Genomic DNA, 15142 nt, shown 5'->3' with positions numbered 1-15142 from the left:
GGAGATTTTGCCGCGAACCCAAGGGGCAATATAAATGATCCGCATCGAAATCGACACCCCGCCTGTTGTGGCGGCGCTCGAACGTTTGGCCCGAGCCACCACCGACCTAAAACCGGTCATGCAAGACATCGGCGAGGCCCTGGTTGTATCGACCAAGCGCCGCTTCACAACCTCCACCGCACCCGACGGATCCCCCTGGCCCGACAACAGCGACACGACGGTGCTGTTGTTGTTGCGCCGTCGCGGCGGACTGTCGAAACACAAAACAAAAGGGGGGGGGCGCAACCTCACCCGCAAGGGGGTCGGCCTGTTGGCCGACAAAAAACCACTGATCGGCGAGAGCCGTCGTCTCGGTCGGGAAATCCACGCCCGCGCCACCGCCGTCGAGGTGGTGATCGCCTCGGGTCTGGAGTACGCCGCTGTGCAGCAATTCGGGGCCAAAGCCCGCTCGTTCGCGGGCGGCAAAAGCCCCTGGGGCGACATTCCGGCCCGTCCCTTTTTGGGGGTATCGCGCCAAGACGAGGGGACAATCCTCGATGTGGTGCGCGACCGGCTGACCGACGCGCTCAAAACCGCGATTTAAGCAAACAAAAAGGCATAGAGGCACCTAGGGTATATCGGCAACCCTAAAAAGACGTTTTGAAGGGCGTTGAAGGGGTTTTGAAGGGGGTACGGATGCACCCGAAACCGCGCCACCACTGCAACTAATATACAGCCCGCCCCAGATCCCACCCGGAACCCCCTCCCATTAACCGCCGCATGCTGGTCCGCAAGGATACCGGCATGACGACGATCTCCTCTCACTTCGCGACGCCTCACACCCACCGGCCCCCCCAGGTCGGGGGGCGTCGCGGCTTTGTCGCCCGCGTCGAATACGCCGTCGCCGTCTGCGGCGCTGCCATCGACGACCGAGATCCCCCGTCCGAAATTGTCCTGATTCCCGCCGGACCGTTCCGCGCCCGAGAGGGCGACGGGCGGCCCAAAGATGCCCCCCACTGGTATCTGACGCCCGACCGCGCCCGAGCCATTGCCTCTCGGTGGGCGCAAGCGTCTGGCGACATGCCGCTCGATTACGAACACCAGACCCTCAAGGCAGAGCACAACGGACAACCCGCCCCGGCGAGTGGCTGGTGCAAGAAGCTCGATTGGCGCGACGGGGTGGGGCTGGTCGCCCTCGACGTGCGCTGGACCGACCGCGCCGCCGAGCACATCCGCGCGGGGGAGTACCGCTACATCAGCCCAGTGTTCGGCTACCGCGTCGGCACGGGAGAGATCCTCGACGTGCAGATGGCCTCGCTCACCAACTACCCGGCCATCGATGGCCATTCCGACCTGGCGGCCCGAGCCGCCGCGACCTTCCAGACTGCGGAGGAAACCGTGGACGAATTGCGCGAACGCCTGATCTACCTGCTCAACCTGCCGTTGACCACCACCGACGCCGACCTCACAGCCGAACTCGAAAAAGCCATCAGCCTGTTGCGGGGCGCCGAGGCGGCCCAAACCGAGGCGGCCACCGCCCTGGGGCTACCTGCCGATGCCCCGTGGACCTCGGTGACCGCCGCCATCAAGGGGATCGGATCGTCCGATCCCGACCCGTCCAAGTACGTCCCACTCTCCGCCTTCGAGGCGCTCAAGGGCGAGGTGGTGGCGCTTAAAGCCGAGCGCAACGCAGCCCAGGTGGACGACCTGATCGCCTCGGGTCTGGAGCAGGGAAAACTGCTGCCCGTCCAAGAACAGTGGGCTCGCGACCTCGGAGTCAAAGACGTGGCCGCCCTGCGCGGCTACCTCGACAAGACCCCCGCCATCTCGGCTCTATCCGGCACCCAAACCGGCGGAAAACCGCCGGAATTGTCAGAGCCCAACCAACTGAGCGAAACCGAGATGGCGGTATGCAAGGCCACCGGCGTTTCGACCGAAGCGTTCCGCGCCGCCAAGGGCGCGGCTTAATCGACAGGAGGGCCACATGGCCGCCACCACCACCGACCGCAACACCTTGGTGCGCGACGGAACGACCTTTGAAGACCCGGTCGCCGCGAGCGCCAATATCCACTCCGGGGCAATCGTCTGCCTCGATGCCTCGGGCAACGCCGTCCCTGCCTCGACCTCCACCGGACTGACGGCGCGGGGACGTGCCGAAGAGGCCCGCGACAACACATCCGGGTTGGCCGGGAGCTTGACCGTACCCGTCCGCGCCGGGGTTTTCCGGTACGGCAACGACGGCACCATCGACCGCACCCATATCGGCAAAACCGTCTACCTGGTGGACGACCAGACCCTGGCCGCCACCAATGGTATCGGCACCCTATCCGCCGCTGGCGTCTGCAAGGATGTCGATGCGGTTGGTGTTTGGGTCTTGATCGGCTGATCGCCACAGAGGATTACGACATGAACAAGTTTTCTACCGGTTTGATTTTCACTTGCGTGGTCGCTGCCTTCGCCGTCGCGGTGGTTGCCCCCGGTGGCGAGGCGCTGGCCTACCCGTTGGCGCGCTCCGTCCTGGATGCGCCCGACCTCTGGTCCGGGCTGGCGTTCGGCTCGATGGTGGTCAATCGAGCCAACTTGAGCGCGGTTTTTACCGGCTTCAAAGCCGCCTTCAACAAGGGGTTTAGCGCCCCCGAAACCTTCTTCGCAAAAGTCGCCACCACGGTCCCCTCGACCACCGCCGAAGAGAAATACGGCTGGATCGGCAAGAGCACCACGATCCGCGAATGGATCGGGGATCGGCAGGTCCAGAGTCTGGCGCTGCACGACTACGCCCTGAAAAACAAAAAGTGGGAATCGACCGTAGGTGTCGAAGCAACCGCGATTAATGACGATTCGTATGGGGTGCTGGCCCCCGTGTTCGAGGAGATGGGATTCAACGCCAAGTCACACCCCGATCAGCTCGTGTTCAATGCGCTGGCGGCAGGGTGGAGCACTCCCTGCTTCGATGGGCAGTTCTTCTTCGATACCGACCACCCTGTGGGTGGCGAGTCGGGGGTGGCTTCGGTCTCTAATTTGCAGGCCGGAGCAGGATCCCCCTGGTATTTGATGGACACCCGCCGCCCCCTTAAGCCGCTGATCTACCAACTGCGCGAGGACTACAGCTTCCAGGCGATGACGTCCGTCGACGATGAAGCTGTGTTCTCTCGCGACGAGTTTCGCTACGGCGTCAAGGCGCGCTCGAACGTCGGGTATGGGTTCTGGCAAATGGCGTTCGGGTCCAAGGCGACCTTGGACCAAACCAATTTCGACGCCGCCTTCGCCGCGATGGGCGGGTTCAAGGGCGACAACGGCCAACCCCTGGGGATCAAACCCAATCTGTTGGTGGTTGGGATGACCAACCGCTCGGCGGCCAACAAGGTCATCAAGGCGCAGCAGATCAACGGCGGCGACTCGAACCCCAACTACGACGCCGTCGAAGTGGTTGTCGTCCCCTGGTTGCCGTAATCGATCCTTCGATGATGGGGCGGGGGAGCCCCCGCCTGATCATCCATTCCTATATATATAGGAGGCCAACATGGCCGCTGCAAAAAAAACCACGACTCCGGGTCTGCGGGTCTCTAGCCACAAAAACGGATTTCGGCGGGGCGGTCGCGCCTGGAGCGGCGTGACCGAATTGCCCGTCAGCGTTCTGACCGAGGAGCAGATTGCCCAAATCAAGGCAGAACCGATGCTCACCGTCGTCGAGATCGACCTCGAAATCGGTGCGGTTACTGCGGAGGAGGACGGGGACCAATAGCCCCGTTAACCACGATGGCGTACAGCTCACTGCAAGACCTGATCGACCGATTCGGCGAGCAGGAGTTGATTGAACTGACCGACCGCGACCGGCTGGGGCAGATCGACCAGGCCGTGATCGCCCGCGCTCAGGCCGACGCCGATGCTGAGATCGACGGATATCTGGGTGGGCGGGTGCCGGTGCCGTTGGCCACCGTGCCGGGGGCTGTCGTGCGGATCGCCTGCAACCTCACCCGCTATTACCTGTGGGCAGACCGGGCCTCCGACGAGGTTCGGCGGCGCTACGAAGACGGGGTCAAGTTTTTGGCCGCCGTAGGCAAGGGGCAGATCGATCTCGGGTTGTCGCCCGCCGCCACCCAGGCCGTGGCCGAACAATCGGTACAAATGGAGACCGGCGGCAGGGTGTGGGATCGGGGCAACGGAGGGTTCATCTGATGCGCCTGGCCGCCATCGTAGCCCGCCTTGAGACGCAGTGCTCTTTGCTCGCCAAGGTCGGCGGTGCGGCCGAATTCTCGGCGACCGCCGCCACCCCGGCCAGATTCCCGGCTGCGTGGGTCGTGCCCGTCGCCGAGACGGCGGGAGGCGACCTGCTCGCCACCCCCGGAGCTTTGCAGCGCTCGACCCGCACCTTCGCAGTGCTGATCAAGGTGCGCGATCTGCGTGACCCGGTGGGGGAATCGGCACTCGACGGCGGTCTGTCGGAGGTGCGGGCTCAAGTGCTCGCAGCCCTGCATGGCTGGCCGCCAGAGGATAGATCGACCGGCTGTCTGTTCGTGAAGGGGCGACTGGCCGAAATGGACGGCGGCGTGATCGCCTGGCAAGACGACTTTTCTTTCGACGCTTACCTCAAGTCAGGAGGCTGACATGGCCACCGCCAAAACCGCACCGACGCCCGATTCTCCGCCACCTCGACCCACCGGACCGGCTCAACCCCCGAGCGGAGGCAGTTATACCGCCACCGATACCGGCGAGGTAACGCTGACCGAGCGCACCCGCGACGACCACGCCGAGGGTAAAATCAAAGGAGCCAAGAAATGATCCTCGCCGCGAAAAAGGTCATCATGGCCAAGATCGAAACCGTCTATGGGACCGCAGCCACCCCATCCCCAGCCACCGACGCCCTTGCGGTGACCAATTTCAGCCTGACCCCACTTGAGGGCGTCGAACTGGCTCCGGCGGTGGTCAAGCCGGTATTGGGCGAGGACGCCGCCATCCCCATGACTGGCCTCGGCTGCAAGATCGAATTCGACGTGCCGCTGCCCAACGCCACTATGGCCGGGACGATCCCCTGGTGGGGGCGGTTGATGCGGGGTTGCGGCTGGTCCGAGACCAACACGCCGGGCACCAAAACGATCTATGCCTTGGTCGGCAGCGGCTTCGAGTCGCTGACGTTCGAGGCCTATCGCGACGGAGTGAAACACCAGGCGGTCGGCTGTCGCGGCGACTGGTCGTTCAAGGTGACGGCGGCGGGGGAGGCGGTCATGCACTTTGCCTTTACCGGGCTCTACAAGCCGGTGGCCGACGGTGCGCTCCCCTCCGGCACCGTGCTGCCCAACCTCGACATCTACCCTGCCGACGCGACCTACACCAACTCGTTTGTTCTGCACGGGGTGAGCCTCGGGCTGAAAGACCTGGAGATCAAGCTCGGCAACGATGTGCAGCACCGCCACCTGACCAACGCTGAGCGCATCGACATCGTCGGCCAGAAGCCCTCCGGCACAGCCACCGTCGAGGAACCCTCGGTGGCGACCTTCGACGCCTGGGCCAAAGCCCAGTCGGGGGCAGCGGGGGCGCTCGAAATCAAACACGGCCTCGGCAGCGGCAAGTCGCTGGTGATCGCGTGCCCCCGCGTGCAGATCGGCAAGCCCGGTTTCAGCGACGACGCCGGGGTGTCGTTTCTCGGCCTGCCGCTGCGCGTTCTCAATTCGGCGCAAACTGCGCACGACGCCATCACCGTCACCCTCCAATAAGGTCACGCGCCATGTTCAAACTCGATTTTTCCGATACCTACCCCTGGCCTGTCGAGGTCGCCCTGATCGACGACAAGGGTAAAACCAAGAAGACGCGGTTCGTCGCCGTCTTCCGACGCCTGAACCGCCACGAGGTCGAGTCCTTGCTGGACGAGACCAAGAGTGGCGAGATCGACGACGCCGAGTTCTGCCGTCGGGTGGTGGAAGACTGGAAGGAGGTGATCGATGCGGACGGCAACCCGCTACAGTTTTCGCCGCAGAACCTCGATGCGGTGATCGAGATCGTGCCGGTGGCTGGGTGCATCGTCCGGTCGTGGTTTGACTCGATTGCCGAGGGCGCCCGAAAAAACTGATTGACGCCGCCCGCGCCTGGGCCGGGGGGCGGACGGCGAAGTTCGACGACGACGACGTCGCCATGCTGGGCGAGGAACAACTCGCCCGGTTGTCGGTGAGCAGTGACGTGTGGGTGTGGGAAGAGAACTGGCAGGCGCTGCGGGTGTTTTTGGCCTGCTCCGGGTCGTGGCGGGTGATCGAGGGGCGACGCTCTGCCCTCGATCTACCCAGCGTTCACGCCGCGATGCAGATGCTGGGGGTCGGCGATCAGGCCGATTGCCTGGAACGGGTGCAAACCCTAGAAGGGGAGGCGCTCAGGGTGTGGGGGTGATCGGCCTGAAGAGGTATCGCGCCGCGTAATACCCCCACTTCACGGCCACGATGGCCGGAGCCACCAGCCACCACGGACTGGATACGAGCGACAGCACAATCCCCACCACCCCCATGACGAGGTCTTCGAGGATCCCCATGACGCCCTCCTTGTATAGGTTAACCACCGATGCAACTAGCCCTTAAGATTACCGCCTCTGGGGGGCAGGCAAAAGCCGAAATCCTCGGCCTCAGTCAGACGGTCGGCGATCTCGGTGAGACGTCGCTGCGTTCGACGCAGCAGATGGCGGCTGGGGTCACGGCGGCCCGTCGCGGAATTACCTCGATCAGTACCCAGCTCGCTCAGGCCCGCACACTCTGGCTGTCGTTCCAGGCTCTGCCGTTCGCCTCTGGCGGCCTGTCGGGGATCGTCGCTGTCGCCGATACCTGGACCAACCTCGACGGTCGAATCCGACTCGCCACCGGGTCGATGGCCGCATCACGAGTCGCCATGCGCGACCTGTACGCCGTCGCTCAAGAGACCCGCACCCCCATCGCCGCCAATGCCGATCTGTTTTCGCGCCTCGCGCTCTCGACGCGGCAACTCGGTGTCTCCCAGGCCGAATTGATCGAAATCACCAAGACCCTGTCGCAAGCCTCGGTGGTATCGGGGGCCTCGTCGTCCTCCGCCTCCGCCGCGATGACTCAGCTTGCCCAGGGGTTCGCCAGCGGTACGTTGCGCGGCGACGAGCTCAATTCGGTGCTGGAGCAAACCCCGCGCATCGCGCAGGCAATCGCCGATGGGCTCGGGGTACCGCTTGGGGCGCTGCGCGCGCTCGGCGAACAGGGGCAGATCACCGCCGCCACGGTGATCGAGGCGCTGCGCAGCCAGGCGGCCACGGTGCAAGCCGAATTCGACCAAATGCCCGTCACCATCGAGCAGGCCTCAACCCGCATTGCCAACGCTTTCGGGCGCTGGCTCAACGCACAAAACAAGATTTCAGGCGCCACGACAGATTTGGCCACTGCCCTCGACGGCGTGGCCAACCACATGGCTGCCCTGGCATCGGGAGGCATCGCCCTCGCCGAGGCTGCGTTGGCGATTTGGCTGGCCCGTCAGACGTCGGCCGTAGCGATTGCCGCCCAGGCGGCACTGGCGGCGCGCGCCCAGAAGGCGGCACTGCTGGAGCAGACCCAGGCCGAACTGGCCAGCGCCGAGGCGGCTCTCGCCAAGGCCAGGGCCGATTCGATCATGGGCGCAGTCGCGCAACAGACTGTGGCCGACCTGACGGCGCAGACCGCCGCCCTACGGAGTCAGGTCGCCGATCTGACCGGGGCGACGAAAGCCGCCGGAATCGGAATTGCCGGACTGTTTAATTTATTGGGTGCGGGGATGGCCGGTTACGCAATCGGATCTTGGGCCCGCGAGGAATTCGCCGTCGTGCGCCAGGCGGGCGACGCCTTAGTCCTCGCTCTGCTCAAGGGGTGGGAGTGGATCAAATTTGGTGCAGCGGCCACCTGGGAGGGGATCAAAACCGGATCTGGCGAGGCGGTCGGGTGGATCGGGTCACTGTTCGTCGGATTGCTTCAAGTGCTGCGCAACGGGTGGCAAACCGCCCAGACCGCCGCCACTGTGGTGTGGACCGGGGCAAAATTTGCTGCATCGGCGGCATTCGAAGGCATTCAAACGGCCTTAAAAGGGCTTTTGACGGCACTCAAAACAGGGGCCGAATCACTCGGGCTCGATACCGTCGCCCGGAAAATCGGCGAATGGGAGTCGGCGATTCAACCCGCCGGACGGGCCTTGGCCGACTATCGCGTGGCAATGCGTCGGGTCGCGGACGAGGCGACAGCGGGTTACGGGGCCATCCAAGAGGGGTCCGACCGCCTGCGCGCCGGGCTGGACCGGGCCAAGGGCGGAGTCACCTCCTTGAGCGACAGCTTGTCCAAGCTGGCCCAGGAGCGCGACCGCGCCCTGGGTGGTATCGACGCTGTCGGCGTCGAGATGTTTGCGGCGCCGAACGACGTCGGTGCTCCCACCGCCCCGTCGCCCCGGTCCATCCCGGCACCTCGCATCGACCCCACCCAAGCGCAACAAGCTGTCGAGCAGGCGCGGCAGTTGACCGCCGATCTGTTGGGCACGGCCCAAGACGCCAGCACCAAGATGGCATCCGAATACTCGGCGCGGTGGGAGGCCCTGGTGGCGGTCGAGGGGGCAGGGTCGGCCCGCGTCGTGGCGCTGGAACAGGCCTATGGGCAGTGGTTGGCGCAGCAGGAGCGCGAACGCGCCAAGAGTCAAGCACAAGTCTGGAGCGAGGCTCTGAGTGGGTCGCTGTCTGCCGTCGAGCAAATCAAGGGCCGTCTCGGCGCGCTGTCGCAAGTGGTTGTGCGCGTGCGGGCCGAAACTGCGTCTCTCGACGAAGTGGGCACGTTGCTCGACGGGATCGGCGATAAATCCGTGACTGTACGCGCAACGTCGGACGCAGCCGGGCTCGACGACCTGGTCGCGCAGCTTGCCGCGCTCCCGGAGGAGCAGCGCCTGCGCATCGTGGCCGAGATGCCCGATCTAGCTGTGTTTCTGAGCGATTACCGAATCAAATCTGTCGAGCAGGCGCGGCAGTTGACCGCCGATCTGTTGGGCACGGCCCAAGACGCCAGCACCAAGATGGCATCCGAATACTCGGCGCGGTGGGAGGCCCTGGTGGCGGTCGAGGGGGCAGGGTCGGCCCGCGTCGTGGCGCTGGAACAGGCCTATGGGCAGTGGTTGGCGCAGCAGGAGCGCGACAAAACCGACGCTCTGCTCGCCGCCGCTCGCGACCGATCCACCGCCCTGGAACAAGAGTGGCAGGGTCAGTTTTTGACCGAGGCGGAGAGAGAAAATCTGCGTTATCAACGTCAGCTAGAGGCACTGGCCGCCGAGCGCAAGGCAGTGGAAGACAGCGGCCAAATGACTGCCGCGCTGCGTGCCCGTTACGACCGCGACGAATTGCGGGCCAAACAGATCCACGAAAACGCTAAGGCGGGGGTCGAAAAACAGGCGGCAGAGGCCCGTCTGTCACTGACCGCAGGGGTGTTCGGTGCGCTGTCGGCCCTGCTCGCAAACGGTGGCAAGAAGGCCTTCGAGGCCAGCAAGGCGCTCGCCATCGCCGAGACGGTGGTCTCGACCTATGCCGCCGCGCAGAAGGCCTATGAATCGCAGCTTGCGATTCCGACGCCCGACGCCCCCGCACGGGCCGCCGTGGCGGCAGGGATCGCCGTCGTCCAGGGTGTGGCACGGGTCGCCGCAATCTCGAAGCAGCAATACGGCGGCGCAGCCTCCGCCTCCGCCGGGGGCGGAGTAGGCGCGGGGGTGCAATCCACCCCCGGCAGTATGGCCACCGGGTCGGGGTATGGCGGAGTCACGGGAGCGCACGACAAGGCAGCCACCCCACCGACGCAGCCCCCGGTGACGATCCACCTACAGGTGCAGGCTCTGCACCCGGACGAGGTCAGCGCCGGGACGCTCCAGCGCATCGCCGAGGCACTCTCTCCAGTGCTCGACCGCAACATTAATCGCGGTGCGAACGTGGCGGTATCGGTATGACCGACGCCCCCCTCATCATCGGCACGAACCTGCTCACTGGGGCCGCCTTTGCGGTGCTCACCGGGACCGAATCGCCCAGCTATAAGGTGGACAGCATCGCCGACGGCGATCTGCTGTCTCCCGCCGTGATCCAAGCCGACGGCGGGGAATCGGGTGGGGTGGATATTACCGCCACCCTTGCCTCGGCTGCTATGCCGACGGTCATCCTCCTCGGCGGGCATCGCCACGACACGGCAGGAGCTCGCTCCGTGGCGGCGTCGGCCCTGTTGACGGTCGCCTATTGGGACGGGGCAGTCTGGAACACCATCCTTAACGCCGCCCCCAACGATGGTCCGAGCCAAGGGAGTCGAATCTATCGGCTAAACGCACACCCGCCCTCGACCCAGTATTTGATCAGGCTGAACTATTTCGACCCCTTACAGGTGTTGACGATCCCCGAGATCGTGCTGGCCGAGGCGGTCGAGATGGATTTCATCGAGCTGGGCTACGACCCCTACCGCGAGGTGACGATTGCGACCAAATTCGAGGCCGAAACAGGGCGGCGGTGGGTTAACGTGACCGGACGACGTTTGGAGCTCAAGCCGCAATGGTCGGCCATCGATCCCACGTTGGCGGCCAAGATCGACCTGATCCGTGAGCAACGCTTCGAGGCCGGTCTGCCTATTTGGTGGGCCTGGATGCCCGACACCCGCCCGACCGAGGTCTACCTGATGCAGGCCAAGCAGATGCCCCACATGCCCATCGCCCGTGCGGGCAATTTGCGATCCATCACCCTCGATCTGGTGGAGGCGGTGTAATGCTGACGCTGTCCCAGGCCATCGCCACCCGATTGTCCTCTCCAGCCCACGGGGCCACCCCGGCATTGTGGGTCGAAATCGACCAAACCCCTCCCCCTGGCGCGACCGGGTCGGCAGGCTACGCCGCCGCCCTCGACAGCCAAGTGCAGTGGGCTGGAGTCGCACCTTACAACGCCCTCGATTCTGGGGTACGGGCGGAGGGGGGGAGGTTGATCCTCGGCCCCGGGTCGCCCGTGACGCCGACCCACACCACAGGCCCCTCGTTCGCGACCTCGCATCAGCCAGATCTCGCCACGTTGAGGGTGCTTTACCACCGGGTTTCAAAGACAGACACCGATTTCTACGGCGCCTTCGCGACGGTTCCGACAGCGACCTTCCCCTTTATTGCCAGCGCCGACGGGGTGCTCAACGAGCTGCGCCTCGAGTGCGAAATGCATCGTGCGGCAACGCAGGTCCTGACCTACCCGAGCACGATTGAGTGGCCCCAGGGCGGCTGGAACCTAGAGTGCCGCATTTTGGACGCGTCTGGGGGGCAGGTAGGGTTAACCGCCTACTGGTTCCGGTACGCCGACGTCGCCACCACCCATCTCGACGCGCTCCCTACGTCGACCACTCCAGGGGGGGTCATCATCTCGGGATTCGCAGCCTCGCTGCGTGGAGGGAGCACCTACTCGGTCGAGTTTAGGCTCGTTCCCGATCGCTCAGCGGTGATTGTGTTCGACCTCCCCTGGGTCGATGCCGTGTCCTGGATCAAGCTGTGGATCTACGGCCTCTCGTGCGCTGCGCCGGGGTATTGGGTGCCGAGTGGCGCGATGGATCCGGCTATGGGCTTCCCGCTCACCATCGCCGAAGTCTATCAACCCACCGGCACTGCCTACCGCCCCGTCGACCTCGGCGGAACCCCGACCGGTTCCGGATCGGTCTCCTGGACCGATACGATACCCATCGGAGGGGCGGTGGCGGTGTCGCTCTACTCGACGAATGATCCCGTCGTTTACGCCTCGGGTTCGCTCGCCGGGTGGACGGCGCACGGGGCTGTGGCCACCGGCGATCCGCTCCACGCCCTGGACAGATACTGGCTGGCCAAGATCGACCTGACCGCCTCCGCCGCCCACGACGCGTCGCCGTCGGTGCAGAACCTGATTATCACCTTCGCGCCGCCGCCCCTTGTGCTGGGATCTTACGCTGGGTCCGAGATGGCTATCCCCGCCATTGGCGGGACGATCACCCGGACGTCGCAATTGACCGAGTCGCCGCGCGGCGCGACCTCCGGGGAGGTGTCAATCACCGTCGCACCGTCTGGTGAGGCCTACGGGGCGTTGCTGGGCGGCACGATCAAGAACAGGATCGCCACCGTCTCGGTGGGGTATGCAGACTCGACCGACCGGGCGCGAATCTATCGAGGCAGAGTGTGGGACGTCCGCGCCGGGGCGAGTCTTGAGGTTGTGCTGCGTGACGACCTCGACCTGACCGACCGCAAAATTCCAGATCGCGAATATGGTCCGACCTGGTCGGCGACGACCGATTACGCGGTGGGTGACAAGGTCACCTACGGCAACGCCGGTTGGTCGTCCTTGGTGGCCAGTGGTCCGGGCGCAGGCGGCGCCGTGATACCGGGGTCGAACCCGGTTGTCTGGCAATCGGACGGCACGGCATGGCGCAAGGCGACCTATCCGGTCAATACCCACTTGGCCGATCTCGCCTTCGACCTGCTGACCAACTGGCTGGAGATCCCCGAGGCACGGATCGATCCTGCGTGGGTGGGGCACTTCAAGACCACGTTCCCGTCCCGCCAGATCGAGGCGCAAAAGACCATCGACAAGCCAACCTCGGCATCCGATCTGCTCGCCAGTCTGGCGGCGCTGCTAGAAGCCCAATGGACCGTGCGTGACGGGTTGCTGACGCTGTTCCAGATCCCTCGGGCGGGCGCGCCTGCCGTCGAGACCATCACCCCCGATCAGGTGGGGGCCAGTGCCCTCAAGTGGCGCAGGGGCTGGGAGTACGTCCGCAACGTGGTCACCGTAGCCACGGGGTGGGACGGCCAGACCTTTGGAGCCGCCTACAGCGTGGCCGAGTCCGTTTCGGTCGCCGAATACGGAGCCCAAACCGAGGTCATCGAAGACAAGTGGGGTTTACCAGCAGCCGAGTGTCAGGCTCTAGCAGCAACTTCGGCGGCCCGCAAGGCCAACGGAATGCAGGTGATCGAGGCGTCCGTTTCGTCCGCGTGTTTACGCCTGGAGGCTGGGGACGTGGTGCGAATCGTCTCGGCGCAATTGCCTCTGACTATTCCGGGCCGGACTTTGCTGTGCTACGTCGTGCGACGCGATTTCGATTGGGCTCGGCAATCGTGCCGGGTGACGCTTTTGGAGCTGACTTAAATGCGATGGGACGCCTCGTTGAACGCCGACTTTTGGCGGATTCTTAAGGTCTCAGCGCCCAATGGCGTGGCGCTTGATCTCCGAGATTACACCGCCTCGCTGACGTTGCGCCGCCGCTGGTCGGATCAGTCCTCGGCAACGTGGCCGGTCGCCCTTGGATTGACGAGTGGATTGGTGCTGGTTTTTGCCGACCTTGCCACCCTTGAGGCGGTGGGTATCGGACGCTACGCATGGTCGATCAACGCGACCCACCCCCTCGGCGACGACCGACACATCGCCTCGGGCGAGCTCACGATCAGGAGGAGTTAACATGCCGAACTACCTAGTGGTGACGGTCGACGACGTTACCGCGCAACTCGCAGTGGTCGGCCCAGACGACGTCGGGGCCGACCCAGCCGGTACGGCCTCCACCACCGTCGCGGCGCACGAGGGGGCGGTCGATCCCCACCCGCAGTACACCACCACCGCAGAGGCTGGCGCTGCCGCTCCCGTGCAATCGGTAGCGGGGAAGGCCGGAGCGGTGACGTTGACTCCCGGCGACGTCGGGGCCGACCCAGCCGGTACGGCCTCCACCACCGTAGCGGCGCACGAGGGGGCGGTCGATCCCCACCCGCAGTATTACGACACGGCCAGACTGTCGGCTCGGCGCGGTCTCGCCGGGCGTTATACGGCCACACTCGGCAGCGGCAACAATATTCAACAAATCGTGGATTGCGGTCTGGGCACCGTTTTGGCAGGGGTGAATGGCGTCCCTGAAGTTTGGATTTCGACCGATGGCGGCGCGACCTTCCCCACCTCTGTCACGCTGGGCAGCGGGACAGGGGTGTCAAGTATCGTGCAACTGTCGAGCGGCACCGTTTTGGCAGGGGTGTTTGGCGTCCCTGAAGTTTGGATTTCGACCGATGGCGGCGCGACCTTCCCCTCCTCTGCCACGATCGGTATCGGGGCAGCTGTCATGTGTATCGCTCAGCTGCCGAGCGGCTGGGTGGTTGCCGGAGGCCTTGGTGGGACACCCATAATGGCCTCGTCGGACGAGGGGGGCACCTGGACCCCACTCCTGGATGTGATCGGAGGCGCGCGCATCGCCAGCTTGGTCGGCGCTAGATCTCTGTTGATCGGAGGCTTTTCATCGACGCACATTCACATCGTGCAGGAGGTGCTGCTGTGAGCCAGATCGTCGCCTTGGAGGGTCGTGTGGCTCTCCGCCGCAGAGATACAGTGTTGGGTCTCCTAGCCGAGCTGGGCCTCCCTCCCGTCGAGGGATCCTTCCTCGATCACGGGTTCGCGGCCGGGGCCGAAGACGACCCAGCGTCGGTGGCTGCCATTGCCGCCTATTTTGTGGCGCCGTCTGAGGCCGACAGATTGGCTCGACTGGAGGAGATCGTCGCGACGCACGTCGAGAAGGTGGCTTTGGCACGAGGCTATTCCGCGGCCGATTCCTGCTGTGCCTACGCGGCCGCCGCCAATCCGTACCAGACCGAGGCTCTGGCGTTCGTCGCCTGGCGCGCCGATTGTTGGACCACTTTGTACGCTACGTGTCAGGCGGCCATACCCTCCGAACGGACCGTCTTGAGTCTCTTACCTCCGCCTCCGTGGTGATTGCCGAAAGGTAGGCCAGACGGGGAGAAGGCGGCGGCAACCGCCTCCTCGCGAGCCGAACACTCGCATGAACCGGCCTGGCCAAGACCGGGCCACCCCGCCACCGTGCGCACACGGCGGGGGCAGTGTAAAGACGGTGCAACCATGTCTGCAATTCAGTGAAGTGGACCCCAAAAACTGGACAGTAGGTTTTGTTAAGACCGAGGGGGCATGATTGGCGAGAGCGAGGAGCCAAGCGATGTCCGGGAAACACAAACGGCACAGTGCGCAGTTCAAGGCGAAGGTGGCGCTGGAGGCCCTGAAGGGGGTCAAAACCACAAGCGAGTTGGCCAGTGAACACCAAATCCACCCGGCGCAGATCAGCCAGTGGAAGAAGGTGGCCATGGAGGGGCTGTCGACCCTTTTTGAGCGTCCAGGCAGCAAGCCGTCCGTCACCGTCGAAGAGGCCACGGC

The 15142-nt window shown here is 64.9% G+C and carries 17 protein-coding genes; all 17 read left to right on the top strand.

Annotation, left to right across the window (positions count from 1 at the left end; translation table 11 throughout):
* Nucleotides 1-34 precede the first annotated feature (34 nt).
* A complete protein-coding gene (locus AUJ55_06660; GenBank protein ID OIO57327.1) occupies nt 35-583 on the top strand; it encodes a phage virion morphogenesis protein in 549 nt (182 codons plus the stop codon).
* A gap of 317 nt (nt 584-900) precedes the next feature.
* Nucleotides 901-1947 carry a hypothetical protein gene (locus AUJ55_06655; GenBank protein OIO57381.1) on the top strand — a complete coding sequence of 349 codons (1047 nt, stop codon included), beginning with the start codon at nt 901-903 and terminating at the stop codon, nt 1945-1947.
* Nucleotides 1948-1963: 16 nt separating this feature from the next.
* Entirely contained in the window at nt 1964-2365 is a 402-nt protein-coding gene (locus AUJ55_06650) for a hypothetical protein (protein OIO57326.1), read from the top strand.
* A 173-nt stretch (nt 2366-2538) separates the two neighbouring features.
* On the top strand, nt 2539-3429 hold the full coding sequence (locus tag AUJ55_06645; GenBank protein ID OIO57380.1) for a hypothetical protein: 891 nt from the start codon (nt 2539-2541) through the stop codon (nt 3427-3429).
* 70 nt (nt 3430-3499) lie between these two features.
* Nucleotides 3500-3721 carry a hypothetical protein gene (locus tag AUJ55_06640; protein OIO57325.1) on the top strand — a complete coding sequence of 74 codons (222 nt, stop codon included), beginning with the start codon at nt 3500-3502 and terminating at the stop codon, nt 3719-3721.
* A 14-nt stretch (nt 3722-3735) separates the two neighbouring features.
* Entirely contained in the window at nt 3736-4155 is a 420-nt protein-coding gene (locus tag AUJ55_06635; protein ID OIO57324.1) for a hypothetical protein, read from the top strand.
* A complete protein-coding gene (locus AUJ55_06630) occupies nt 4155-4583 on the top strand; it encodes a hypothetical protein (GenBank protein OIO57323.1) in 429 nt (142 codons plus the stop codon). The genes AUJ55_06635 and AUJ55_06630 overlap by 1 nt, the downstream gene beginning before the upstream one ends.
* Nucleotides 4584-4754: 171 nt before the next feature.
* Nucleotides 4755-5690: a hypothetical protein gene (locus tag AUJ55_06625; protein ID OIO57322.1), complete on the top strand. Its 936-nt coding sequence runs from the start codon at nt 4755-4757 to the stop codon at nt 5688-5690.
* Between the two features lie 11 nt (nt 5691-5701).
* On the top strand, nt 5702-6043 hold the full coding sequence (locus tag AUJ55_06620) for a hypothetical protein (protein OIO57321.1): 342 nt from the start codon (nt 5702-5704) through the stop codon (nt 6041-6043).
* A gap of 62 nt (nt 6044-6105) precedes the next feature.
* The gene (locus AUJ55_06615; GenBank protein ID OIO57320.1) at nt 6106-6354 is read left to right on the top strand and encodes a hypothetical protein; all 249 of its coding nucleotides are present in this window, start codon (nt 6106-6108) and stop codon (nt 6352-6354) included.
* Between the two features lie 168 nt (nt 6355-6522).
* The gene (locus AUJ55_06610; protein ID OIO57319.1) at nt 6523-9915 is read left to right on the top strand and encodes a hypothetical protein; all 3393 of its coding nucleotides are present in this window, start codon (nt 6523-6525) and stop codon (nt 9913-9915) included.
* Nucleotides 9912-10712 (top strand): hypothetical protein, encoded by an 801-nt coding sequence (locus tag AUJ55_06605; GenBank protein ID OIO57318.1) that lies wholly within the window; start codon nt 9912-9914, stop codon nt 10710-10712. Before AUJ55_06610 ends, AUJ55_06605 begins: the two co-directional genes overlap by 4 nt.
* Complete coding sequence (locus tag AUJ55_06600) at nt 10712-13090, top strand: hypothetical protein (protein OIO57317.1); 2379 nt, start codon at nt 10712-10714, stop codon at nt 13088-13090. The genes AUJ55_06605 and AUJ55_06600 overlap by 1 nt, the downstream gene beginning before the upstream one ends.
* On the top strand, nt 13091-13399 hold the full coding sequence (locus tag AUJ55_06595) for a hypothetical protein (protein OIO57316.1): 309 nt from the start codon (nt 13091-13093) through the stop codon (nt 13397-13399).
* 1 nt (nt 13400) lies between these two features.
* Nucleotides 13401-14258: a hypothetical protein gene (locus AUJ55_06590; GenBank protein OIO57315.1), complete on the top strand. Its 858-nt coding sequence runs from the start codon at nt 13401-13403 to the stop codon at nt 14256-14258.
* Entirely contained in the window at nt 14255-14689 is a 435-nt protein-coding gene (locus AUJ55_06585; GenBank protein ID OIO57314.1) for a hypothetical protein, read from the top strand. Before AUJ55_06590 ends, AUJ55_06585 begins: the two co-directional genes overlap by 4 nt.
* A gap of 238 nt (nt 14690-14927) precedes the next feature.
* A partial coding sequence (locus tag AUJ55_06580) for a transposase (GenBank protein OIO57313.1) occupies nt 14928-15142 on the top strand: 215 nt, incomplete at its 3' end.

The sequence above is a fragment of the Proteobacteria bacterium CG1_02_64_396 genome (assembly GCA_001872725.1).
Lineage (GTDB): Bacteria > Pseudomonadota > MNWR01 > CG1-02-64-396 > CG1-02-64-396 > CG1-02-64-396.
The sequence above is the reverse complement of the archived record's forward strand: the minus strand, read 5'-3'. Positions and strand labels throughout refer to the sequence as shown.